Below are 24,442 nucleotides of genomic sequence, written 5' to 3' on the forward strand. Positions count from 1 at the left end.
GTTGTCTGTGCAGGAAATAGGACGTGAGACCGTAGACGGCGCTGAAACAGGCTAATCCGGCTGTTTGCCAGATGCCGATTTGAGCTAATAGGGAGAAATTCATAATAACACAAAAGGAAACGATTGAATGGACGATATTTCCTTCCTTTTTTAAAAGCTTCCAAGCATTCATAACAGCTTCTTTAAGCAAGGATGCGTGCATAAGAAAGGAGACTGTAAAAAAAACATGCCCAAAAAGGATCTGCCCGGAAACAGGGCAAGCCCCATAATGAATTCTGGAAAATGAAAAGGCAGCCTGACCGGCAGAAAGAAGCAGGACACACTGCCGGCAGCAAAGCCGGCGATAAGGCGCAAAAGCAGACTGAACAAAAAAACCCCTCCCCCACATCTTTATATGCAGGGAGAGGAGCTTTATTCATCTTCGTGAATGTCAAGTATCCGGAAGCCGGATTTTTCAATTCGTTCAATAAACCTGTTAATGTTGTCCTTCTTCTCTATCTTCATGACGATTCTTCTGACCATGCTCTCTGTTTCATCAAACGTAACAAGAGAGATAATGTCTTCGTGGAATTGCTTTGCAAGCTCTGTCAATCTCGCAATTCTTCCTTCTGTTTCAACAGAAGTAAAAGCAATCCTTACACCCTTTTTGTTCATTCCAAAAGCACTTTGAAATTGTTCAAGCACATCATACCGCGTAACGATTCCGAGGAATTCTTTTTCCACGCCGACTACAGCAATCAGGGGATAATCCTTCAGCTGCAGGAGCGTATTTTCAAAAATTTCTTCGCCTTCGAGATATACGTCAGTGTGTACAGCAATGTCCTCAGCCTTTTTCTCAGAAAGAAAAGCTTCTTTTTTTAACTCTGACTGGAAAAACTCTTCATAAAGATGAAATCTCGTCACAATGCCTATGTATGCTGCCCCTTTCAGGACAGGAACACCGTCAATCTTGTGATGTTCCAGTTTTTCAAGGACTGTTTTTAATGAATCGCCTGCTTCTGCATGTACCGTCCGGTTTTTCGGTATCATTGTACTTTTGACAAACATCGCATCACCCCATTAACGTTTTAGCATACATTCGCTTTTATCTGTCAAAATCCTCTGCGTTTCATGCAATTATTTGCTTTCGAAATAAAGATTAATGTCATAATGCTTCTTCATCATGTCATAAACCTCTCCTCTTTTTTTCCAATGATACGGCTGCGGCCATAGCTCTGAGCTTTTGCGGATGATTTCTGTGCGGAGGCCATGATATTCCTTTTCATATTTTTCTTCTTTTTTCTTATAATAACGGGCTGTTGCGTAGCCTGATCCAAGCAGGAGCACGATGAAAAAATGCAGAACGCTGCCGACCAGCTCTCCAAGCATATACCCGATATTGCTTCCATTTGGAACGACAATAAACTGATAGAAATAAAGAAAATAAACTAAACCGCCAAAGAGTGTGAACATCTGCCATTTAAAACAGTTTTTCTTATACCGGTCGTACTTTCTTTTTTTATTCAGCACGCTCTGCAGCATTTCCCTTGTTGCCTGATCTGTCGATCCGCCAAGCTCCAGTATTTGCTTTTCCACATGCATCACATCTCCCGATCGAACGAATTGTCTATTCAACTATATGATGTTGTCCGCCTTCTTATGAAATGCATGTACAAAAAAACACATGCGTTCTTCAGCATGCGTTTTACTGTTTAAGCGGTATTTTCAGGACTTGTCCTTCATAAACACTGTCTCCGCTTAATTGATTCAATTGTTTAATCAGATCTTCTCCTGATCGTCCGCCATAATATTTAACGGATATGCGGTACAGGTTATCCTCAGGTCCAACGGTATGTTCAACAATCCTGTAATTCTCTTTTGGCTCAGCTGCGGCTTCCGGTTCCGGCTTTGGCTCTTTTTGGGGCTGAGGTTCGGGCTTTGTTTCAGAGGCTTCCCCCTGCCCTTGTGTGCCGGCAGAAAGGTCTGCTGAGGCTGTCATTGTCTCTGTTTGTTCCGTTTGACCTTCTAGATCCACAGCAGAATTGCTTTCACCCGGAGCCTGACTTGATTGATCGTCTGTTTCCTGCTCTTCATCATCCCCGTATTTTATCAGCACGTCTTCATAATCGGAAATATTTTCGCCATCAACGGTTTTGCTGCGTTCATCAAAATACGAAATGGTGTAGTAAAAGCCGATGGGAAGCAGAAAAAAGAAAATGGCAAGCAAAGTGACTGCCGGATATTTATAGGGAGACTTTTTTTTCTCTTTCTTTTTGTGAATCTCGCTTCGTGAAGGGTAGCTCCCGGTCCGGGATTTCACGTCTTCAATTTTAGCTTTTTTGGCTAAAGCCGCTCTTTCCATTCTGCTCATCTTGTCACCTCCGTCTTATGTGATTCAAGCGAATTTGAATGGCAAACACTAAATCTATTAAAAAATGGGCAAATACCGTTACAAATAAATTCCCAGTTTGCTCATACACGAATCCCAGCAGCAGGCTGATCAGCACCACCATGCAAAAAAGCAGCCATTTTGACAAATATCTGAAATGGAGCACCGCAAAAATGAGGCTCGCTGCCCAAAAACCGAAATGCGTCTGCAGTATTCCTCTGAAGAGCACTTCTTCTGTAAAAGAAATCAGCAGGCACAGAAAAATGATGTGGGGAACAGAGCGGTTCCTGAACATTTTTTCATTGATTCCGTCGTCATCATACATATCTTCAGGCATCGTCTTCATGATGATCCAGTCAAATATAAGAACAGCTCCTGCTGTCAGTCCTCCAATAAGGAGGATCTGGCCGGTGTCAGGCTTCCACAAGCCCGCAAATTCTGACACACCGTTAAATAATATCATACTCAAAACAGCGGAAATTGTAAGTAGTAAAATTTGAGTAAAGTAAAGCTGCTTCAGCAGCTGACTGTCACTCATGCTCTTAACAAGTTCATTTTGACGCTTTACCATGCTATCACTCGTTCTGGCCAAATACAGCCTTTAATTCTGTTTCCCAGTCAGGCATCTGGTCATCTGCCCTTCGCTTGGACTGATCCTGTTTCAGAAAAGACAGGCTCACCCCGCATCTGTCACAGCAGAGTTCCTGTTTTTGAAACGTTTCTTCCCCGAAGTATGCCAAAATCCCTTTTCTTCTGCACTCAGGTGAAGCCAGCCAGTGCAAGACGCCGTCAAGCTTTTCCAGCTTCAATCGGCGCCGGTTTTCAATGCGGGAAAAAATCCAGTCGATTGCCTGTTGTTCAGCACCATAAATCCCATTTTCAAAAGATGTCAAATGATGCAGGATAAATCTGCCCTGAATCTCACTTATCCCCGCCATGTTAAACGCATCTTCAGGGGTCATTCCGGATGACATGGCATACATGCATTCATGGAGCTGACTGTAGGTGCAGAACTCAGAATCGATCATGGAAAGCGGGAGATCACGGTCCCCTTTTCCAATCAGAGCGACGGCAGCACTTGGCAGCCCGTCTCTTCCTGCCCTTCCGATTTCCTGAACATAGGATTCCATTTGAGCCGGAAAATGAAAATGGATCACATAGCGCACATTCGCTTTGTTTACTCCCATCCCGAATGCGTTCGTACAGCATACGGCATCCAGCTGTCCGTATAGGAACTGATGCTGAATCAGCGTCCGCTGTTCCGGTTCCATGCCTCCGTGATAGAAAGCTGTGTTCTTAATGCCTTCAGCCTGTAAATACAGTGAAATGCTTTCTGTCCACTTTCTGCTTGCACAATAAATGATTCCGGGTCCCTCAAGTGTCCGCACCAGCTCAAGAACCCGCTGAAGTTTATCTTCCAAAGAGGAGTATCCCTCAATTTTGATGCTGATGTTGCTTCTGTTCACGGAATAGACGTGCCTGATCGGTTTTTTCATATTCAGTGATTGTTCAATGTCTGCTAAAACCTCTTTTGTCGCCGTCGCCGTCAGGGCAAGACAAGGAGGATTGCCGAGGCGTTCTCTAAGTTCGCCCAATTTTGAGTAGTCCGGTCTGAAATCATGGCCCCACTGAGAGATGCAGTGTGCTTCATCAACAGCAAACAGGGATATTCGGACGGCAGAGAGTGCGGAAAGAACCGCTTCAGACTGAAGGATTTCCGGTGACGCAAAGATAAACCTGTACTGATTCAAATGAGAAAGAGCCCTCTGCCTTTCAAGATATGGAAGAGAGCCGTTTAATCCAATCACCCTTTTTTCACCCCGCAGGCGGATTTGCTGCACCTGGTCTTCCATAAGCGAGAGCAGGGGAGAAATAATCAGAACGGTCCCCTCAAGGAGATAGCCTGGAAGCTGATAGCACAGCGACTTTCCTCCGCCAGTCGGCAGCATGGCAAGGACATCCCGGCCTGACAGCACATCCCGAACGATATTTTCCTGCCCTTCCCGAAAGTGTTCATATCCAAAATAGCGGGACAATGCCTGCTGAACGTTCATAGCATCCTCCTAGGTCCTTGTGTAGGCAAGCCTGATCTGAAAGTAGCTGAACCGGTCATTTAAAGCCTCTTTTACGATTCGCAGCTGATGGGTATTCAGTTCTTGAATCTTGCGTGTAATCAGTGCAAGCCCCTCTTCTTCAAGAAACATTGAGATATCAAAACCGGGGTCATTTAAAGAGATCTCGACAATGTGGTCTTCTATCGTGCTTCTTTTCAAACGCCTTATGTCAGAAATCGCATCAACCGACTTTCCTGAGCGGATCAAATGAAGTGTTTTGGAAGCAGACTCAGTCAGGGAATCGCTTTTTGTCAAATCTTTTGAAACGGCATGCAGTATCGGATATGTGTGTATATTTTGCGCTGATTCCTTTAAAAAACGGTGAACAAGCCCCCAGAACAAGAGCCTGATGTATACTTCATCCTCATTAAATTTCTCGGCAAGCTGCTGGTAGGTGAACCCGATTCTGCTTTTGGAACTTAATTGATACACCCACACAGAGGCCGCTGTATGGTCGGCCCGCTTCAGAAATGCCTGCATCTCCTGATACATGCTGAAGGCAAGCTCTTCTTTTGAGAATGGCATTCCTTTAAGATAGGATTTCACCCATCGCTGCACTTTTTCATCTCTTATGACAGGCAGATAGCGCGCGCTCCCGGCTGCTGCATGTGAAAGCACCTGCGCGAGAAGGACGGTCCGCTTCCAGAAATGCACACCTGCCTGCGAATATAGAGTTCCGTCCAAATCTTTAGGAAGCGGCCTTTCCTTTATCCTATTTTCTTTATGAATGACGGCATCAGGATTCGGCCGGCATACATCGCCTTCAACGGGAAGCAGCCACCCGCTCTTTACAAGTCCCCCAATGGCTGCATCAAATTCTTTTCTTGAAAGATCGGGAAACATTCCAAAGAGGCGGGACAGACTGAAAAGTTTGCTGTCCTGGATGGTCTGGGAAGACTTTTTTCCTTTCAGCAGATGAAAGACAGCAGATGCCGTCCGTTCGCCTCTGAATTTCTCCAGACATTCCAGGTAAATACAATCCATATAAGTTAAAGTCATGGTCATCACCCTGCACTTTTTGACACGATTCGATATATCCTTTATTGTAACAGATTCTGTATAAAAAAAGGCGTTTAAAGTTGCGTTCAAAGGGTACCTTAAATACTAGAAACCCTTATATGATAAGTATTCTCAATGTACTTTACTATTGAAAAGTTTTAAAAACAGATTTACAATGTATAAATATAAAGAGGTACGCACTCGTTCAGACTTACGTTTTACTCGTGCTCTGACAAATGAATGAAAGTACCATATCATAGAGTGTAACCAAATCAGAGGAGGTTTTTTTGATGGCAAAGTATACAATTGTTGACAAAGATACGTGCATTGCTTGCGGTGCTTGCGGAGCTGCTGCACCGGACATTTATGATTATGATGATGAGGGTATTGCATTTGTAACCCTTGATGATAACCAGGGAATTGTTGAAGTTCCTGAGATCCTTGAAGAAGACATGATGGATGCATATGAGGGCTGCCCGACTGATTCCATCAAAATTGCTGACGAGTCATTTGACGGCGACGCATTGAAATTCGAATAGCATTCGAAAACCCTCCGCATTTGCGGAGGGTTTTTTATTGGGCTTATGCAGCCCGTTTATAGTCATTTTGAGCATGAACCCATGTTTTCAGCTTGGCGAAGATCGCCATAAACACAAAGCCCATCACAATACCTTTGATTAAGTTAAACGGCAGAATACCACTAACAATCAGCGCTTTAAGCTCAGGCGCTGCCATTGCAGGTGCATTCAGGAACCACGTGTAGGCAGGAATAAACAAGTAATAGTTCAGGACGCTCATAGCACCTGCCATGAGGACAGTTCCTGCTGAAAGGCCGATTGCCAGCCCTTTCATGCTGTTCATTCTTCTGTACAGATAGGATGCCGGCAGAATATAAAGAACTCCAGCGGTGAAGTTAGCCAGCTGTCCGACAGGTACTCCAGCTGCATTGCCCATAATAATATATTGAAGAACATTCTTAAGTGCCTCTACCATAATCCCTGCGCCAGGTCCGTAAAGAATGGCTGCAATAATGGCCGGCACGTCCCCAAAATCAAGCTCCAGAAAGCTTGAAAAACCAATCGGGAAATTAAAAATCATCAATACAAACCCTACACTCGCAAGCATCGCAATCGATACCTGCTTTTTGACTTTACTTTGCTGCATTGCTGCTTCTCTCCTTTTTCGATCCATCCGGAAAGAAAGGAAACGTCCTGTTTTTTTCCCTGAAAAAATAAAAAACCCAAGTGAAAAATCACTGTGGGGAGAATTTAATCAAGGTCAAATAAACGGTTAAAATCTTCATTTTAAACGCCAGAACCTCCATCTTCTCCCATCCAGACTTTACTGTCGGCTCTGGAATCTCACCAGATCCTGCCATCACAAGGACGGCTCGCGGGCTTTGGAAAAAATATCTTTCCTTACCGCCGGTCGGGAATTTCACCCTGCCCCGAAGATAGATCATGTTATTTTGTTTTCGAGATAAGTATACTGCATCTGTTTCAATTTGTGAATACATTTGCTTGCGAAACATCTTTCCAGCAAATGTCTTTATCGTTGTACCGCGTTAATGTTATTGACACAATAATCTTAATATGATAAATTATCTGATATTTACTAGATGTACTTAGGGGGATAAACATGTACCGAATTCTTGTTTCAGATTCAATGAGTGCAGACGGTCTGCAGCCTTTACTCGAAGCAGAACACGTCGAAGTTGTCCAGAAAAAAGCTGCCGAAGCAGAAGATGAGCTACATACATTTCATGCTTTACTGGTGCGCAGTGCCACAAAAGTCACAGACGAACTGATTGGAAAAATGACCTCTCTTAAGATTATTGCCAGGGCAGGGGTTGGAATCGATAACATTGATCTTGATGCTGCTACAAAGCACGGCGTCGTCGTCATCAATGCACCTGACGGAAATACCATCTCAACAGCTGAACATACATTTGCCATGATGACATCTCTCCTTCGCCATATCCCGCAGGCAACTGTATCTGTTAAATCCAATGAATGGAACCGGAATGCATTTGTCGGCACGGAGCTTTTCGGCAAAACGCTCGGTATCGTGGGACTCGGCAGAATCGGAACTGAAATTGCCAAGCGGGCACAGGCCTTCGGGGTAAATGTGATCGTATTTGATCCGTTTTTAACCCGCGACCGCGCAGCCAAAATATCTGTTAAAAGCGCCACGTTGGATGAAGTTCTGACACATGCGGACATTATCACCGTACATACACCGCTTACGAAAGAGACAAGAGGCCTTATCGGTGCTGAATCACTGCCGAAAACAAAAAAAGGCGTTTATTTGCTCAATTGTGCACGTGGAGGAATTATAGACGAGCAAGCCATCATCCCTTATCTTGAAAACGGTCATATTGCCGGTGTTGCCCTTGATGTATTTGAAACAGAGCCGCCGGAAAATCATCCGCTTCTGAAATTTGACAATGTGATTGCCACACCGCATTTAGGGGCATCAACAAAAGAAGCCCAGCTGAATGTAGCCGCTCAGGTTGCACAGGATGTTCTCGACTTCCTAGATGGAAAGATTGTCACAACTTCTGTAAACCTGCCTGCTCTGACAAAGGAAGTATTCGAAAAAATCCAGCCATTTTACAGGCTCGCAAAGAATATGGGCAATATCGTTTCACAGTGCATGAAAGAGCCTGTACATGATATTTCCATTAAATACGAAGGTTCTGTTGCAGAACTTGAAACGTCTTTTGTGACAAAAAGCCTGATTGCAGGATTCCTGACTCCGCGCGTTGCATCAAATGTCAACGAAGTAAACGCAGGGATGATCGCCAAAGAGCGCGGCATCAGCTTCAGCGAAAAAATCACTTCGAATCAGTCAGGATACGAAAACTGTATTACGGTGTCCATTCACGGAGACCAGACTACGTTTGAAATAAAAGGAACACATATTCCGCATTACGGCGAACGCATAGTCGGCATCAATTCCTTTAACATTGATTTCTATCCCGCAGGTCACCTTATATATATTCAGCATACAGATAAGCCGGGAGTCATCGGACGTGTCGGAAGAATTCTCGGAGATCATGAAGTCAACATCGCAACGATGCAGGTAGGACGGAAAAATGCAGGCGGAGAAGCCATCATGATGCTGTCTTTTGACCGCAAGCTTGATGATTCTCTTATTAAAACCCTATCTGACATCGATGATATTGTGTCCATAAAACCTATTGAGCTATAAGGGATCAATTAAAAACGAGCAAGCAGAATCATCTGCTTGCTCGTTTTATGTTCTTTTTACTGGCAGGTCAATGACAACTTTAGTGCCCTCTCCCACCTTGCTTGAATACGTGATGGTGCCACCATGCGACTGGATGATTCTGTAGCTGACAGTAAGGCCGAGCCCTGTTCCTTTTTCTTTAACGGAATAAAACGGCTCTCCAAGGCGTTTCAGCCTCTCCTCTTCCATGCCTTCCCCGTCGTCTTCAATCATGATGCGTGCTGATCCGCCTTCTTCAAAAAGAGAAATGGAAATCGTTTTTGATCCTGCTTCAATAGAATTTTTGATGATATTGATAAAAACCTGCTTCAGCTGATTCGGTTCGCAGTCAATCTCATTCATCCCTGCGTCTGATTGAAACACAATGTTCACGCCGTACATATTCGCCTGTGATTCCAGGAGCGAAATGACATTGCACATCAGCTTGCTTACATTTGTTTTCGTAAAGCGGATGTTTTGAGGCTTTGCCAGTACAAGCAGCTCGCCGACAATCTCATTGATCCGGTCAAGCTCATTTTCCATGATCTCATAATACAGTTTATTTACACTGTCGTTTTTGTTCATCAGCTGAACAAACCCTTTTAAAGAGGTAAGCGGATTTCTTATCTCGTGTGCAACACTTGCGGCAAGGCCACCGACAACACTCAGCTTTTCAGCTTTTTGAAGGCGGTCCTCCGCCTCTTTCATCTGGGTGATGTCCCGTCCGATGACGACAAGGGCCTTCCTCGAACCGTCATCATTGAACAGCGGAACCTTAATCGTATCGAACGTTTTAAAGCTTCCGTCCGGCTGCGGAATCTGTTCTTCACTTCTGCTGACAGATCCGCTCATCCAGGTCTGCTCGTCCGATTCCTCGCAATAAAGCAGCGCGTCTCTGTAGAATTCCGTGTATTCAGCAAGATCCCTGTCCCGCTTTCCCTTGTAATCCACTCCCTGCAGGTTAAACAAATTCAGTCCGAACGTATTTACCTCAATCCAGCGGCCTTCTCCGTCTTTAAAATTCACAAAGTCCACCATAGAATTAATCAGCGACAACAGTTTTTCTTTTTCCCGCTCAAGCTCTTGAAACTGTTCATTTTTGCTGATCAGGTATTTGATGAAGATAAAAGTGGCTGCAATAAACAAGACAGCTTTTATTTTTGAAATCACAATAAATGTGTATATGTCATAATCAAGCAGTGCAATCAAGTGGTCTGTGCCAAATACCCACACGATGCTTAGTAAAACATAGAAATATAAAACCTTTTTCATTTTTGACATGTATGTCTCCCGAAATTAAGATGTAGACTTCCATTTTACTACTAAATCCGGGAAAAGGGATAGGCATTGGCTGAAATTTTTACAGCAGAAATGTTTTTTCATGTAAAAAAGACCGCGGGCATCAGCCTGCAGTCTCCTTCTTCAATCTAATGGAACTTCTTTGCGCTCGCCTTTTGAAAATGTCATCAGAGAAGTGTAGCCCACTCTCTTAGCAAGAGCCACAGCCTGGTCATAATCTGCGCCAACATCACCCGGGACATGCGCATCCGAAGATAGGACAATCGGAATTTGCTTTTGATGGCACAGCTTTAAGAGCCTTTCATCAGGATACAGTTCACCGACTGGCTTTCTTAGCCCTGCAGTGCTGATCTCAACGCATGTCTTGGACTGAGCAAGAGCATCTGTCGCCCGGTCATACTGCTTCATCAGAAACTCTTCATCATCCGGGACGTATTTAAAAATTTTGACAAGATCCAGGTGGCCGACGATATCAAACAGATTCGACTGGGCCAGGGTGACGACCTGGTCGAAATAATGTTCATACACTTCATTTACATTACGCTTGTCCCATTCATGCAAATATTCCTTCAGGTCAATTCCAAAGTCATCCACCCAGTGTATGGAACCGATCACATAATCAAAATCATATGTATCAATAAACGACTTCATTTCAGCATGTCTGCCAGGCGTATAGTCCATTTCAATCGACATTTTCACATCGATTCCCTGATTCCATGCCTGGTGAAAAAGTGACACGTAATCCTTCATATCATAGTAGCGTCTCTCGTCTACCCAAGGATTGCTAAGGATGTTTTTTGTCTGATAAAAATGATAGGCATGCTCGGAAATTCCGAAATGCTGGATGCCTTTTGCGGCAGCTTCATCTGTAAATTCCTTTAAATAATCAAGCGTCAAAGTGCCTCTTTCAAGATGATTGTGATAGTCGGTGCGCATTGTCTGCTCCCCCCGCGAAGTTTTGTCCTATTATATCGCTTTTTGGAAAGTGTGACAATGTATTTTCAGTTTATTTAGAAGAAGCTGAAGAATGAGTAATTTTCAGCATTTGGTCAGGAAAAATAGCCTCAGATGACAGGTCATTTTCTTGTTTCAGCTGCTGTACAGAGGTTTGAAGCTGTTCTGCTATTGAAAACAGGGTATCTCCTTTTTTGACGGTGTACTGGCTGACGGAAGCCGTTCTTTGCTCAATCATCAGCTTCTGGCCTGCGTATAAATGGTCAGATACAAGGCCGTTTATCTTCTTCAGACCTTCTACGCTCAGTCCATTTTTGTTGGCAATTCCCCACAGCGTGTCCCCTTTTTGGACAGTGACAGATCCATCTTCAGCAGCAGGCTGTGCCGTCGCGGGAACGACTTCTATAGAGTGGGCTGCCACCATGATAAATGGATCAACAGCCTGTTTTTTATCGTATGTCCATTTTCCTTTATGTACTTCAAAATGCAGGTGAGTTCCTCTTGAAACACCGGTATTGCCGATCACGCCGATTTTTTGGCCCCTTGCTACTTGTTCCCCTTCTGAAACGGTCCTTTTGCTCAGATGGGCATAGACCGTTTCATATCCTTCAGGGTGAGAAATAAAGACGACGTGGCCGTATGTACTTGAAAGATAGGATTTTGTAACGGTTCCTGACTGTACGGCCGAAATGGCTGTTCCTTCAGGTGCTGCGATGTCAATTCCTTTATGTTTTCCGCTTCTTGTTCCGAATGTGTCTGTTATCGTGCCCTTGACGGGATGAATCCAGCTTTTGTCTTCAGCTGGACTTTCTGCTTTTGCCAGTGTTCCTCCGACAAAGAGCAGCATGACGCATATTCCGACAATCAGAGCGATGGATAACCTTCTTAGCAAATCTAACATGAGTTCCCCCTAGTTTGTTCATTTGTCAAAAAATGACCAATACTAGTATTATGCAGTCTTTGCCAATTCATACGTTAAAGTTGTGTGAAGACGGGGGACAGCATTCTGTTAGATAAGAACTAATTATTCTTCTCTTATCTTAAATGTGAGGCTGACTTTGTGCGGATTGTTGGTTTTAAGGTGTACCCGTTCCCTTGCGCTCCAGTCACTTGCTTTCCGCGGGGAGTGCCGGGAGCCTCCTCGGCCAGCCTGCGGGGTCTCCCGTGCCCTCTTCATCCCTTAGAAATGCGGAAGCGCCCGTTTTGCTCCGGCAGTCAGATAAGAAATCACCCGAAAAGTCCGGGTTTGACTTTTTGGGGGATTTTGTTCTGACAGAGGAGTTGGGCGCTGCAGCTGGACAAGGAGTCAAGTGCCTTCCGCTTCAGTCCACTGGTGAGTGGTGATTGAAATGCAGCCGGAATATATAGTTAAGAACCTTCATAAATAAGTTGTGAAGTTTACAGGAATCCAAGAGGAAAAAGCTTAAGATCCAGGAGCCCCGATTGCTGAAGAAGCAAAGTTACTCTAGACCAAAAACGTGAGACATAATTATGCCTGTAATTAATCCAGCCATAAGAAAAGTTGGGATAGACAGTAAAATCTTTTTCCTTAATGAAATGGTATAAAACCGTTTATACAATTTTCCCAACCGAGTAAAAAAAACAACAAAAATAGAGAGAGATAACATACTTGCTATTAAATCAACTTTTGTAAAGGGCGGATTGAGGTAACCATCCGGCCATTTAAGGATTATTAACCGATACCGTTTCTTCAAATTTCAATCCAAAGTGACTATATGTTATATGCAATCTTTCTATGGGTTCGTTATGTACAACACTTATTCCATAACTTTTATCATTTATAGTTGCCGTTCCATCATTCATCCTTTCTAACTGTGTTATTGGTGATGTGTCGGACTCAATGTCAATAGTATCAATATTACTAATGCCAAATTCCTTTTCGTCAAACGTTTTGGATATAACGAAACCTTTAAGGGGATTTGTGACCTGAATTTTCAGCTTCATAGGTTCATTATAATTATTTACTAGAACTTCATTAATCTTCAAGTTTCCAAACCCCTTATTCCCTATTGCAACAACAACTGCTTTATTATCTTGTGTTGAACCAACTGTACCACTGACCAATGGAGAATTGATTTTGAGAAAAGAATAAAGTCCAGCAAGTACTATTATTATGCTTAGAGCTATAATCAAAATGAATTTCTTCATATTCCTAAACCCCCTTACTATGAGGAGGTGATCACTTTGTGCAGAAATCGCCTCCGATTGTTAAATATCAAAAAATGAATTTAATGAAATAGGTCTCTAATTTCTAGGAGGGCTTTTCTTGATTCTTCTATTTTATATACTTCCAGTTCAAATGAGCCTTTTTGTTGTACGGATTCAAGAACAGGATTAAGATCACTTGAATAATACGTTTTATTTAATGTATATCTGATTTGGCAAGTCGAAGGACTTACCTTATTCGCATTAATAATCACTTCTTCAGGGCTCATACTTGTAAAAGCATGCTGAAAAGTATCTATAAAAGAAATATCTTTGCTTTCACCCAAAAATTTTTCAATGCTTGATAATTCAATCCAGACATTCGGTAAAGCTGCTGTAAATCCCCGATTATGAAATTCTAAGTCTACACATATGCTCGGCAAACGATATTCCACTTCTTTTAATATAATTTCGAAATAAGAGAACCCATCTTTTGAAAACATCTTTGTCATCTATAACCAAATCCTTTTTATTGCTTAAATAAAATCTTTCGTAAAAGAGATATGTACCTATGTGCCGCAATCTATTGTTGTCTAAAATCATATTTGCCACCAGGAACCTCATCTTCAGAAGTCATATTTTTCTGTTTTAAAAACATCTTTTTTCTCCTTTACCCAAATCAAATTACATTTACTTCATCACTCCTGCCTAACAATTTTCAATTAGCCTTCTAATAGCATCTACAACTAATGCCGGTTCATCATTTTGCATGTAATGTGTACTGTCTTCAGCAATTATAAATTCACTGATAGAAGATATTTGAAGAAGTTCTTCTTGCATTGTATTCCATAAATCTTGTGACTTGGATGAGTAGTGATTTTTTTTGCCTGCAGAAAGAACTATTAAGGGTATGTTTAATTTCTTTTGATCTTCTTTTATTTGATGTAAACTTTGCATAAATTCTTCATAATTACCTTCGTGAACAAATTGCTTATTGTAGGCTTCTTGAAACTCTTCAGACATCGTCGGAAGAAATCTTTCTCGGTAATCCTCGGGAGTAGAGTCTACTAGAAGCAGCCCACAAACATTTTCAGGGTAATAGCTCGCAAATAAGCGTGCATTTACACCCCCAAAAGAATGTCCTACCAGTATATATGGAGGAATTATATTCAATTTATCTAAAAGTTCTTTCAGTTCCTTTACCATCTCTCTGCTATTTCTGGGATTAGAGCTAGGCTCGCTTCTGCCTAAACCTGCTCTATCAAACACAATAACTTCTGTGAGCAGAGAAACTTCGTAAATGATGGCATTCCACCCTTTTGAATAATCCCCATACCCAGCATCCATAACAACGGTTGGCTTCCCCTTTTTTTCTCCTAGCAAATTAGCAAACATTAAAAAATCACATACTTTTATATACATCTCTTTAGACATATTGATAAAATCCTCACTTTTTTGTTCCTTTGTTAATAACATTAGCTTATTGAATTTAATCTTTTAACGGAATAACCAATATTTACAATAATATCACAAATATCCCATATGCTGCGCTGATAAGTCCAATTCCTTAGATATAGTCAGGCTCAGTCCCCTTCCTGTATCTTTACCCCACGGCAAAAAAACCGAAAGCATTATACTTAGGGGTTCCGTTTTGGAGGAAAACCTAAAATCAAATGGTATCTGGCTCCGGGAATCGTATAAGAATTAGCACCTTTCGCACCGCTTTTGAAAAATGCAAAAAGCTAAAGATCAGATGTGATCTTTAGCTTAATTATCATTAATTATCCAACTGAAGGAACATGTGTTCTTTTTTTGGGACATTTCAAATAAGACCTGCTATGCTTGTTTTTCATAATATTATTATAATTTATAGCTGAATATAAGTCTATATCTTTCTTGAAATATTGCCTATATTATACATACCCAGGCCTGGGCATCACATAAGCGGAAAGGAAGATTGCTGTGGAAAAATTTATTTGGGATAAGAATTTAAAGGTCCGGCTTGTTGGAGAAGGTCTATTCAACCTGCTTTTTTGGATGTACTTCCCTTTTATCACCGTTTATTTTGGCGAAATACTTGGTTTTAAGATTGCTGGTTTGTTAATGTCTATGCCACCAATTCTTAGTATAATTGGAAGCTTGCTTGGAGGAAATGTTGCTGATTCTCTTGGGCGGCGACCCGTAATGCTTTTTGGCACATTAATTCAAATGCTGATGTTCGTCATGTTTGCCTTTTCTACATCACCCTGGATAGATTATATTGCCTTTATTGGTATTGGGATAGGTTTTTCTCTCTACCGGCCTGCAAGTTCTGCAATGGTTGCAGACTTGGTGCCTGAGAAGAATCTTCGTCAGGTATTTGCGACGTTCATGACAGTCAATAATATTGGTGCTGTGCTCGGTCCGGTAATCGGAGCCATTTTCTTTTTCCAATATCGTCAAGAACTTCTTTGGACCTGTGCATTCGTTTTATTCCTATATTTAATGGCGATTTACTATATTACTTATGAAACATTGCCTAAATCTAAAAAGGAACTTGATTTGACAAGTCCTCTTAAACATTCTTTTAAACAAAGGTGGAATGGATACACCATTATCTTTAGAGATAAAATTTTCATGGTTTATGTGGGGGCAGGAATTTTCTCTCTATTCCCAATTATGCAGCTTGACCTCTATTTGCCGGTATACATCATAAATAATGTACCAGCTCAGCCGCTCTTTACATGGAATGGTGATTCACTCATCTTATCCAGCAATGAAATTTTCGGATGGCTTGTTGGTTTCAATGGTCTCTTATTTGTCCTATTTATCCTTCCTGTAACGAACTGGTTTAAGAATTGGCAGGAACGGAATATATTCATTCTTTCATCACTGTTAGCAGGGATCGGCACATTTCTAGTAGGAATGAATAATAACATCTGGTACTTATTGTTTGTTACGGTTATCTTCACTTTCGGTGAGATTGTGCGGACACCTGTAACTCAAAGTTTTGTCAGCCACTATGCACCTGAACATGCAAGAGGCCAATATCTTGCAGCGGACAGTTTACAAAATACTTTAGGAAAAGCAATGGCACCGTTGACCGTTTTTCTGGCCAGCTTTATTCCACCTGTGGGCATCTTTAGTTTAATTGTGGCCTTTTCCTTTATCGGTGTACTGTTATACATTAAGTTATTTAGGCTTTACTCTCCCCAACTAAAGATGGTGGATGGAGATTAAGCTAAAATTAGAAGGCGTACTAATGAATTACGCCTTCTAATATCACATCCTCCACTTTAGTCTCTTAAGTTATTCAACTAACTGCCCTTGAACTCTACAACCAATATTTACAATAATATGACAAATATCCCATCTGATAGCCATAAATATAGTTGCAGCACCCTCTTGTTTCTTTTAATAACGGCAAAAAACCCGCAAGCGTCAGGCTGCGGGTTTTTACTGCTATTCCTCAAGATCGACAGGGTTCGGCGAGAACGGGACGGGCACGGCTTGTGTTACGTCCATTTCACCAATTCTGCCGGCTTCGATTCCTTCGAATTTTACACTTTCGTAGCCGAAATCTTTGGCAGTCATCAAAATCGCTTCGAGCATCAGTGTATCTGTTTCGTTATCATCAATTGTTGAGGCGTCTGTGAATTCAATGGTTACTCCATTTTCTGTTTCTTTTATTTCATCGATGATAACTGTTTCTTCGATCACCGGTTTTAATCCGAGTGTCCCTTTTTCTTTCATAGCCGTCAGGGCATCTGTCAGCTTGTTGAAGGATAGAAGGGAAGGCGCCAGGAATTTAGGTGAGTCCAGGCTCTCCTGATACAGGAAATAGGCTTTCTTCTTGAACTTTTTGAAAGTCAGTTTATCCTGATAGCCATACGCTCCGATTTCCGCTCCCTTTTCGCCGCCGGTATAATAGTCAGCCTGAGAGGCATCCTGCCAGCGGAAAGACTCTTCAAGACCTTCTGTAAAGAGCCTGTTTTCTGTTTCTGAGCTTGAAGTCGCATATGCATTGCCTTTTATGTCAACAGACATCCGTTCTTCTCCTGTCTCATACGAGAGCTTTGTTCCTGAGAGCGCAGAAGGACTCAGTCCGGCGCTCATCGGGTCAAATGAAGTCAGCGCCGACTCAAAAAGAGTCATGTACGAGTCAGAGGAATCGAACTGAAAGCTGAGCGGTATCGTATTTTGAACCTGAAGATCGGGATAGGCAACCGTTACAATCGTTTGATTGTCCTTTGTCCTTGCTACAAATGACTTTTTCTCAGGCTCTGGTGCAGATTTTGCTTCTAATTTCATGTCTGCGTTTTCTTCAGACACCTGGCCGCTTTCAGCTGCTTTATCCGCACTGTATTCAGACCTGCTATCACTCATCTGGAAGTTCTGAAGGAAAAAGGGTGAAAGGATTAAAAGAATAAAAAGGGCGGCAAAGCTTGCAAGAGCCGGTGCTTTCCATTGAACTTTCTTTTTGTGCATACGCTGCTGCAAACTGGTGTAGATTTGCTGCTGCGTCCTCCGGTCTTTGATATCCGGCATGGCTTGAAGTTTATCGGTAATCTGCTCATCGTTCCATTTTGATTGATTCATCCCTTTGCTATTCCCTCCTTCCTGATCGAGTGTTCAGATAACTTATTTTTCAGAGCTTTCAGCGCTCTGTGCTGGGTCGTTTTCACTTTACTTTCCGTAAATCCGAGGGCTGCTGCTGTATCGGCAATGGACATTCCCTGAATATACCTTAAGATAACGACGGCCTTCTGATCGACCGTGCATGTATCAAGCATCCGGTAAACCATCTGCATCTCTTCATTTAAAGCAGCAATTTCCTCCGGCAGCGGCTGCTGATCCCGTATTTGCTCACGGTCCCAGTCAAACGCTTCAAAGATTCGCTGTTTAAGTGTTTTCTGTTTGCGGAAAAAATCAATCGCAACATGTCTTGCAATGGAGAGGATCCAGGTTTTCTCACTGCTCCGTCCTTCAAAACTGCTGTGTGATTTTAATATTCGTATATACACTTCCTGAACGAGGTCCTCGGCCTGTTCACGATTCTTCACCATATAAAACAAGAACTGGAAAAGATCGCTGTGATATTTTTCATAAATCCTTTGAAAGGCCTCTTCCATGAACGAACCTCCAATCAATACATTAGTCGGAATGAAGAATAAAAAGTTACACATCTTTTACTATATCGGGATTGCATAGAAAAAGGAAGGCAGTTTCCGCCTTCCTTTTCAAAGAAATTATGACTCTTTCTTTTTCGTAAATACGATGGCACTTCTTTCATACTCCACATCTTTTGAACCGAGTCTGGCATTTGCCGCTCTCGCAGCCGCAAAGAAATAATCGGAAAGTCTGTTCATATACGTTAAAACATGCTCATTGATTTCCGTTTCTTTTTTGAGCGAAACAATACATCGCTCCGCTCTTCTTGCCACGGTCCTTGCCACATGGATGGCAGCAGCCGCCTCTGTCCCTCCAGGAAGAATGAATCGCTCGAGCGGAGGGGCTTCTGCTGTGTACGCATCAATTCGCGTTTCAAGAAACTCAATCATGTCAGGTGTTGTTTTATAGGGATGCTTTTGCTTGCCGTGGATGACAGCAAGATCGCTTCCGCAGTCAAAAAGTTCATGCTGGATTTTTTCAAATTCCTGCTTCATGTCTTTCAGGCTTTCATCGTTCATCCATGTCATGGCAAGACCGGTAAAAGAGTTTACCTCATCGATTGTTCCGTAGGCTTCTACCCTCAGGTCATCCTTATCGACCCGGCCCCCGATAATGCTTGTTTTCCCTTTATCGCCGGTTCTAGTATACAAATTCATATTCAGCAGCTCCTGTCCTTTGTTCTCAGACTGTCTTGCCTAAGCTAAAAAGAAAGTCTCTCTCTTATTCTGCCATTATTTTATTGAAGTGTAACGCCATAATCGTTTTTACACAGATAATACTGAAACGTTTTTTGCATAACCGGGTACAGCACAAGAAAGAAAATGCCGTTTCCTGCTGCATGCATCGTATCAAACGGGATTCCTGCAAGATAGTAGGCGAGTCCGTTATCTGTCAGGACAAACATATTCAGAGAAACGATGAATCCAAATAGATATCCCGCAAGAACAGCTGTCGGGGTAAAAATGAGCAGCCTGTTTCTTTTGACAGCTTTTCCAAGCAGGCCGAATACTAGAGCCAGAATCCCCCATGCAAGCATCTGCCAGATTGTCCACGTTCCCATGCCAAGCAGCAGGTTGCTCAGGAAACAGCCTAGCACTGCGACAATCATTCCATTAACCGGTCCGAGCAGAATCGCCGTGATGAGAATGATGGCTGTCATCGGCTGTATGTTCGGAACAAATTGAAAGGAAAGTCTGCCGACAACGGACAAGGCTATAAGCAGAGACAGAAGACTGATTCTTCTTGTTGTCATTGTTTCTCTCGCTTACTCATAATTCCGCAGATCAAATTCAATTTTATCGCCGTCTTTCAGCTTAATGTCATTTGCTCCTGTCATGGCATCTTCCCCGTTAACGATTAAATGCCAGTATGTTTTGTCCGCTTCGCTCGCCTGGATGCCTTCAATTCCGTTGATAAAACCTCCGGACTCTTCAATTTCAAAGTTCTCCTTCATGGCATCCATCAAGTTTTTTCCTTCTTCAAAAGCGATTTCTTTAGCGTCTACTTTTTCTGCCATTTCATTTTTTGTCAGCGTGACAGATGCTTTCAGCTCTTCAGCCTGCTCTTTGCTCTCAGCAGCAGGTTTTGTTTCTTCCGTTTTAGGCTGCTCTGCCGCATTTCCGCAGGCACTCATCAGTGTCAGAAGAATGATTGCGAGAAAACTGTAAAATTTGTTCATGGTCCATCTCTCCTCTTGTTGTTGTGTATGTATTGGAAAAGCAAAAAGCCCATCTTATAGAAGATGGGCTTTTAAAAACGGCATAGAAGAAACTGCAGGCACTCATGCCATACCTGTGCCGTTTCTATGCTCAAATCCCCGAAGAATAGTAACGTTCGAAAGATCCCGGCAGGTCTACTGACTCGTGCTTCATCCTCAAGCCTGCACCTTCCCGTCTGAATTCTGACAGTGGTCTAAAAGCAGGTATTGTCTGCACTTACAGTTGCGGGGACAGTCCAGGCATCTCACCTGATTCCCTATTAAGCAAAGTTTGCACCAGTTTCTTTTCGTATTCACTTTTATATCCAGCTTTTATTGTACCTAAAACGACATGCGGCATCAACAGGTGTTTCGTATGAAACAAGAATATTCGTCAGATTCTTTCAGGATAAACGGTTTTTCGAGGCAGAAAGAAACTGAATGTTGTTCCTTCATTTACTTTGCTGTGCACATTAATCGATCCTGAATGAGCATCGACAATGTTCTTGGCAATCGCAAGACCAAGGCCAGTTCCGGAGCGGCCTCTCGTCCTCGCCTTATCTGCTTTGTAAAAACGCTCAAAAACAAACGGAAGGTCTTCTTCGACAATTCCTGTGCCCGTATCCTTCACATCAACTTTAATACCGCCGGCAGCAGACTGCACAGCCATTTCGACTGTACCGCCCTCAAGTGTATGCCTGATAGCGTTATCCACGAGATTCGTCAGAACCTGTTCAATTTTATCAGGATCGAGAACAAATTCAGGTTCGTCAAGTGTAATGCTGGAGGTGAGCGTAATGTCTTTTTCTCTTGCAAGTCCCTGGAACTTCCGGTTTATTTTTTCAATAAATTCATGAATGGAAATGCTCTCGAGATTAAGGGTAATATGACCCGCTTCCATCCGGGCAAGATCGAGCAGGTCATTGACAAGCCTTCCCATTCTGAGCGATTCATCGTAAATAACCTGTGCAATCTCCTTTTTCTCTTCATCCGAGCTTGCAATATCATCCACGATTGCTTCAGAATACCCCTGGAGCATGGCAATCGGCGTTCTCAGTTCATGGCTGACGTTTGCGATAAAGTCTTTGCGCAATTTATCAAGCCTGCGCTCTTCTGTCATGTCCCGAAGCACGGCAACAGCCCCCCGGACGTACGACTGATTGTAAAGCGGGCTCATGACAAGCACCCAGCTTCTTCCCTGAAGGGTTACTTCAACGATATGCTCTCTTTCTGTGTTGACAACCCGCTGGAACAATTCCTTTGCTTCCGGCGGAATTTCTTCCCCTTCATTAATCTGCATTTTCTGTTCATAGTACCATGACTGCAGGAAGCGTTCTGCAGGAGGATTGGTTACGAGAATTGTTCCATCAATATTAAGCGTGATAACCCCGTCTGCCATACTGCTTAAAATGCTCGTTAAGTGCTCTTTCTCCTGATTGAGAGCGTTGATGTTAAACTTCAGCTGTCTGCCCATCTGATTGAACGCAATGGCAAGCTCCCCGATTTCATCGTGGCTCAAAATAGGAACTTTTGTATCAAAATTGCCGCGTGTCAGCTCTTGTGTCGCCTCTCTCATTTTTCTCAATGGATAGGTAATTCTAGTAGACAGGAAAAAGGCAAAAACCGTTGTCAGAATGATGGCTATACCTGCTGCAAGAAGAATGTATTTTGTCGTGTGCTCGGTCGTCTTTTGGACGGCCTGCAGGGACTGTGACATAAAAACGGCTCCGTCCTTGCCGTCGCTTGTTTTATAGGGAACACCGACTACAAGCACTTCCTCCTTGTTTCCGGAGTTTTTTTGCTGTTCTTCAGGCAGCCGGGTGAGCTTGCTTACATTTTTCTGATCCTGAAACACCTTTGACAGCTCTCTGTCAGCGCGGATGTCCTCCATGCTGAAGGTTGGCGTGTTTTCATACTTCTTTGGTGAAAACCAGTATTCATTTTCGTTTTCGGCTATCACAATGCTTGTCAGTTCATCCGCAAGCTCCCAGGTGATGGACCTTGCAAGCTCCTGGTCTTCATGGTTTTCCAAAATAACAGACACTTTGTTGGCCAGCTGAGTCAGTTCGTTTTCGGCTTCATCAACATGAAAACTTTCAATAAATTGAAGCAGCAGAACGGTCAGAACAAATAAGACGAATGATACAAGAAGCAGGATGGTAAACCAGAGTTTACCGACTACGCTTTTCCAAAACATCATTCACTGCCTGCCTCAAACTTGTAGCCGACACCCCAGACCGTCACAATCATAGAAGCAGCATCGGGTGAAACTTTGCTGAGCTTTTCTCTAAGACGCTTAACATGTGTATCAACCGTTCTCAAGTCGCCGAAAAACTCATACTGCCATACTTCTTTCAAAAGCTTCTCACGGTCATACACTTTATCAGGCGTTTTCGCCAAAAAGTAAAGAAGCTCATATTCTTTCGGCGTTAAGCTGACTTCTTTTCCATCAGCAAGAACGCGGTGGGCATCATGGTCAATGGAAAGATGCGGGAAGACAATCACGTTCTTGGCCTTTGTCTCTGTTTTAAGGAATGAAGTCGTCGAAGAGCGTCTCAGCAGGGCTTTCACTCTCAAAACAACTTCTCTCGGGCTGAAAGGCTTAACGATATAGTCATCTGTGCCGACCTCAAATCCCTGTACCCTGTTCACTTCTTCCCCTTTTGCCGTAAGCATAATGATCGGCGTTGCTTTTTTCAGGCGAAGCTGTCTGCACACCTCAATGCCGTCAATGCCCGGCATCATCAAATCAAGCAGAATCAGATCATACTCTTCTGCAAGAGCCATTTCAAGCGCATCGCTTCCGTTGTCGGCTTCTTCAATCTGATAGTTTTCCCGTTCAAGGTACATCTTCAACAGTCTTCTGATTCTGTCTTCATCATCTACAACAAGTATTTTATAGTTTGGATTGGTTTCCATAGAGGTTCCTCCTGAATTAGAAAAGTGTAAGCGGACGTTCAGCTCCGGGAGCCAGATAAGAAATCACCTGAAAAGTCCGGGTTTAGACTTTTTAGGGGATTTTGTTCTGGCAGAGGAGCTGGCCGCTGAAGCTGGACACAGAAAAGTGTAAGCGGACGTTTAGCTCCGGGAGCCAGATAAGAAATCACCTGAAAAGTCCGGTTTTAGACTTTTTAGGGGATTTTGTTCTGGCAGAGGAGCTGGCCGCTGAAGCTAGACACTGAAAAGCGTAAGCGGCCATAAGAATGATTACTTCCTATTTTACCAAAAAACCTTCACTTTATAGGAGTGAAGGCTCTTTTAAAACGTATTTTAAGCGTAAGAATGCAGACCGGCGATGACAAGGTTCACAAAAATCAAGTTGAACATGATGATAGCAAAACCGATCACAGCAAGCCAGGCGGACTTTTCTCCCTGCCAGCCTTTTGACAGCCGCAGATGGAGGTATGCTGCATAAAACAGCCAGGTAATCAGTGCCCAGACTTCCTTCGGATCCCAGCCCCAGAAACGAGTCCATGCAATCTGCGCCCAGATCATGGCAAAGATCAGCGCGCCTAATGTGAAGACCGGAAATCCGATTGTTACCGAACGGTATCCAATTTCATCAACAAGGTCCAGGTTGACGTTTTTCACGAGCGGCTGCAAAAAGGCGGAGATCCGCTTTCTTAAAATCAGGCGAAGCGCGCCGTAAAGCAGCAATCCTGTTCCAAGCGACCAGAGCACGGTATTCAGTTTTCGTGCTGAAATCAGGGCCGGAACTTCAACAGCAGCTTCCATTTTCCCTTCTGTAAGGAGCTCACCTTTATGGGGACCTACAAGAGCAGGAAGGTTATAGACCATTTCCGCTTGCTGTTCATTTTTATCTGTCCATTGATAGACAGCTTCATAATCCATGATTCTGAATGTGCTTGTTATCGCAATAAACGCAATGGTTGCAACCAGGGCGTACATCACCGTTTCAAGCCAGAACGTCTTTTTGGATTTAACAGACTGATCAACCGTGCGAAGCAGATAAATAACGCCGGCAATGAAGCTGATGGAGAGGATTGCCTGTCCAAGAGCCGCAGTGGTCACATGAATGTGAAGCCAGCTGCTCTGCAAAGCCGGAATCAGCGGAGATATGTCTGTTGGAAACATGCTTGCATAGGCAATCAGAAGCAAGGCAACAGGAAGTGTAAACAATCCAAGAACCGATACTTTATAAATAAAATAGAGGACAATAAATGCCAGAACAAGCATCATGCCGAAAAACGTTGTAAACTCAAAAAGATTGCTGACAGGAGCATGACCGGAAGCCATCCATCTTGTAATAAAATAGCCGGTCTGTGCTGCAAACCCGGCGATTGTTACCGCAATGCCTGCAGACGCCCATTTCGTAGGCTTTTTATATTCTTTTCTCTTGTCGCGGATTGCTCCTGCAAAAAGAAAGGTTGCAGCCAGGTATAGAAAGAATGCTGCAAATAGCAAATTACTGCTTAAAGCCGCCACACCTTTTCCTCCTCATCG

General features: G+C 43.0%; 24 protein-coding genes and 2 riboswitches. Of the genes, 3 read left to right on the forward strand and 21 right to left on the reverse strand.

Annotated elements, in window-relative coordinates; all coding sequences use genetic code 11:
• Positions 1–411: 411 nt before the first annotated feature.
• The 6 genes from JOJ89_RS12970 to JOJ89_RS12995 form a co-directional block, all read right to left on the reverse strand.
• On the reverse strand, positions 412–1,047 hold the full coding sequence (locus JOJ89_RS12970; protein WP_029566062.1) for a CBS domain-containing protein: 636 nt from the start codon (positions 1,045–1,047) through the stop codon (positions 412–414).
• A 69-nt stretch (positions 1,048–1,116) separates the two neighbouring features.
• On the reverse strand, positions 1,117–1,575 hold the full coding sequence (locus JOJ89_RS12975; RefSeq protein WP_203287689.1) for a DUF2663 family protein: 459 nt from the start codon (positions 1,573–1,575) through the stop codon (positions 1,117–1,119).
• 109 nt (positions 1,576–1,684) lie between these two features.
• Complete coding sequence (locus JOJ89_RS12980; RefSeq protein WP_203287691.1) at positions 1,685–2,350, reverse strand: LysM peptidoglycan-binding domain-containing protein; 666 nt, start codon at positions 2,348–2,350, stop codon at positions 1,685–1,687.
• 4 nt (positions 2,351–2,354) lie between these two features.
• The gene (locus JOJ89_RS12985) at positions 2,355–2,939 is read right to left on the reverse strand and encodes a CPBP family intramembrane glutamic endopeptidase (RefSeq protein WP_242524606.1); all 585 of its coding nucleotides are present in this window, start codon (positions 2,937–2,939) and stop codon (positions 2,355–2,357) included.
• Between the two features lie 4 nt (positions 2,940–2,943).
• The gene (locus tag JOJ89_RS12990; protein WP_203287693.1) at positions 2,944–4,422 is read right to left on the reverse strand and encodes a RecQ family ATP-dependent DNA helicase; all 1,479 of its coding nucleotides are present in this window, start codon (positions 4,420–4,422) and stop codon (positions 2,944–2,946) included.
• A gap of 9 nt (positions 4,423–4,431) precedes the next feature.
• The gene (locus tag JOJ89_RS12995; protein ID WP_203287695.1) at positions 4,432–5,481 is read right to left on the reverse strand and encodes a YpbB family protein; all 1,050 of its coding nucleotides are present in this window, start codon (positions 5,479–5,481) and stop codon (positions 4,432–4,434) included.
• A 290-nt stretch (positions 5,482–5,771) separates the two neighbouring features.
• Between JOJ89_RS12995 and JOJ89_RS13000 the strand changes: the two genes are divergently transcribed.
• Positions 5,772–6,020, forward strand: a complete 249-nt coding sequence (locus tag JOJ89_RS13000) for a ferredoxin (protein WP_029280187.1) — start codon at positions 5,772–5,774, stop codon at positions 6,018–6,020.
• Positions 6,021–6,063: 43 nt separating this feature from the next.
• Here the strand turns inward: JOJ89_RS13000 and JOJ89_RS13005 are convergent, their stop codons facing one another.
• A complete protein-coding gene (locus JOJ89_RS13005; RefSeq protein ID WP_203287704.1) occupies positions 6,064–6,645 on the reverse strand; it encodes an ECF transporter S component in 582 nt (193 codons plus the stop codon).
• A gap of 154 nt (positions 6,646–6,799) precedes the next feature.
• Positions 6,800–6,940: riboswitch (FMN riboswitch) on the reverse strand.
• Positions 6,941–7,119: 179 nt separating this feature from the next.
• Here JOJ89_RS13005 and serA point away from each other — a divergent pair.
• On the forward strand, positions 7,120–8,694 hold the full coding sequence (gene serA / locus JOJ89_RS13010) for a phosphoglycerate dehydrogenase (RefSeq protein WP_203287706.1): 1,575 nt from the start codon (positions 7,120–7,122) through the stop codon (positions 8,692–8,694).
• Positions 8,695–8,739: 45 nt separating this feature from the next.
• Here serA and JOJ89_RS13015 read toward each other — a convergent pair whose 3' ends face one another.
• The 6 genes from JOJ89_RS13015 to JOJ89_RS13040 all read right to left on the reverse strand — a co-directional run bounded on the left by JOJ89_RS13015 (position 8,740) and on the right by JOJ89_RS13040 (position 14,565).
• On the reverse strand, positions 8,740–9,993 hold the full coding sequence (locus JOJ89_RS13015; RefSeq protein WP_203287708.1) for an ATP-binding protein: 1,254 nt from the start codon (positions 9,991–9,993) through the stop codon (positions 8,740–8,742).
• A gap of 141 nt (positions 9,994–10,134) precedes the next feature.
• Entirely contained in the window at positions 10,135–10,947 is an 813-nt protein-coding gene (locus JOJ89_RS13020; RefSeq protein WP_203287710.1) for a histidinol-phosphatase, read from the reverse strand.
• Positions 10,948–11,017: 70 nt separating this feature from the next.
• Positions 11,018–11,866: a M23 family metallopeptidase gene (locus JOJ89_RS13025; RefSeq protein WP_203287712.1), complete on the reverse strand. Its 849-nt coding sequence runs from the start codon at positions 11,864–11,866 to the stop codon at positions 11,018–11,020.
• A 782-nt stretch (positions 11,867–12,648) separates the two neighbouring features.
• Positions 12,649–13,134, reverse strand: coding sequence for a hypothetical protein (locus tag JOJ89_RS13030; RefSeq protein WP_203287714.1), 486 nt, complete (start codon positions 13,132–13,134; stop codon positions 12,649–12,651).
• 80 nt (positions 13,135–13,214) lie between these two features.
• Positions 13,215–13,643, reverse strand: coding sequence for a hypothetical protein (locus JOJ89_RS13035; protein WP_203287716.1), 429 nt, complete (start codon positions 13,641–13,643; stop codon positions 13,215–13,217).
• Positions 13,644–13,839: 196 nt separating this feature from the next.
• Complete coding sequence (locus tag JOJ89_RS13040) at positions 13,840–14,565, reverse strand: alpha/beta fold hydrolase (protein WP_203287718.1); 726 nt, start codon at positions 14,563–14,565, stop codon at positions 13,840–13,842.
• A 528-nt stretch (positions 14,566–15,093) separates the two neighbouring features.
• Between JOJ89_RS13040 and JOJ89_RS13045 the strand changes: the two genes are divergently transcribed.
• Complete coding sequence (locus JOJ89_RS13045; RefSeq protein WP_203287720.1) at positions 15,094–16,350, forward strand: MDR family MFS transporter; 1,257 nt, start codon at positions 15,094–15,096, stop codon at positions 16,348–16,350.
• A 222-nt stretch (positions 16,351–16,572) separates the two neighbouring features.
• Here JOJ89_RS13045 and JOJ89_RS13050 read toward each other — a convergent pair whose 3' ends face one another.
• The 8 genes from JOJ89_RS13050 to ccsB form a co-directional block, all read right to left on the reverse strand.
• The gene (locus JOJ89_RS13050; protein ID WP_203287721.1) at positions 16,573–17,709 is read right to left on the reverse strand and encodes a hypothetical protein; all 1,137 of its coding nucleotides are present in this window, start codon (positions 17,707–17,709) and stop codon (positions 16,573–16,575) included.
• A complete protein-coding gene (gene sigX, locus JOJ89_RS13055) occupies positions 17,706–18,242 on the reverse strand; it encodes an RNA polymerase sigma factor SigX (protein WP_029280156.1) in 537 nt (178 codons plus the stop codon). The genes JOJ89_RS13050 and sigX overlap by 4 nt, the downstream gene beginning before the upstream one ends.
• 117 nt (positions 18,243–18,359) lie before the next feature.
• Positions 18,360–18,938 (reverse strand): cob(I)yrinic acid a,c-diamide adenosyltransferase, encoded by a 579-nt coding sequence (locus JOJ89_RS13060; RefSeq protein WP_203287723.1) that lies wholly within the window; start codon positions 18,936–18,938, stop codon positions 18,360–18,362.
• An 80-nt stretch (positions 18,939–19,018) separates the two neighbouring features.
• On the reverse strand, positions 19,019–19,534 hold the full coding sequence (locus tag JOJ89_RS13065) for an ECF transporter S component (protein WP_203287725.1): 516 nt from the start codon (positions 19,532–19,534) through the stop codon (positions 19,019–19,021).
• Between the two features lie 12 nt (positions 19,535–19,546).
• A complete protein-coding gene (locus JOJ89_RS13070) occupies positions 19,547–19,960 on the reverse strand; it encodes a DUF4430 domain-containing protein (protein ID WP_203287727.1) in 414 nt (137 codons plus the stop codon).
• A 150-nt stretch (positions 19,961–20,110) separates the two neighbouring features.
• Positions 20,111–20,295, reverse strand: a riboswitch (cobalamin riboswitch).
• A gap of 77 nt (positions 20,296–20,372) precedes the next feature.
• Complete coding sequence (locus JOJ89_RS13075; protein WP_242524607.1) at positions 20,373–22,178, reverse strand: ATP-binding protein; 1,806 nt, start codon at positions 22,176–22,178, stop codon at positions 20,373–20,375.
• Positions 22,175–22,897, reverse strand: coding sequence for a response regulator transcription factor (locus JOJ89_RS13080; RefSeq protein ID WP_029566080.1), 723 nt, complete (start codon positions 22,895–22,897; stop codon positions 22,175–22,177). Before JOJ89_RS13080 ends, JOJ89_RS13075 begins: the two co-directional genes overlap by 4 nt.
• 351 nt (positions 22,898–23,248) lie before the next feature.
• Complete coding sequence (ccsB, locus tag JOJ89_RS13085; RefSeq protein ID WP_203287729.1) at positions 23,249–24,424, reverse strand: c-type cytochrome biogenesis protein CcsB; 1,176 nt, start codon at positions 24,422–24,424, stop codon at positions 23,249–23,251.
• Positions 24,425–24,442: the final 18 nt, after the last annotated feature.

Source organism: Metabacillus sp. cB07, from assembly GCF_016839225.1.
GTDB lineage: Bacteria > Bacillota > Bacilli > Bacillales > Bacillaceae > Bacillus_P > Bacillus_P indicus.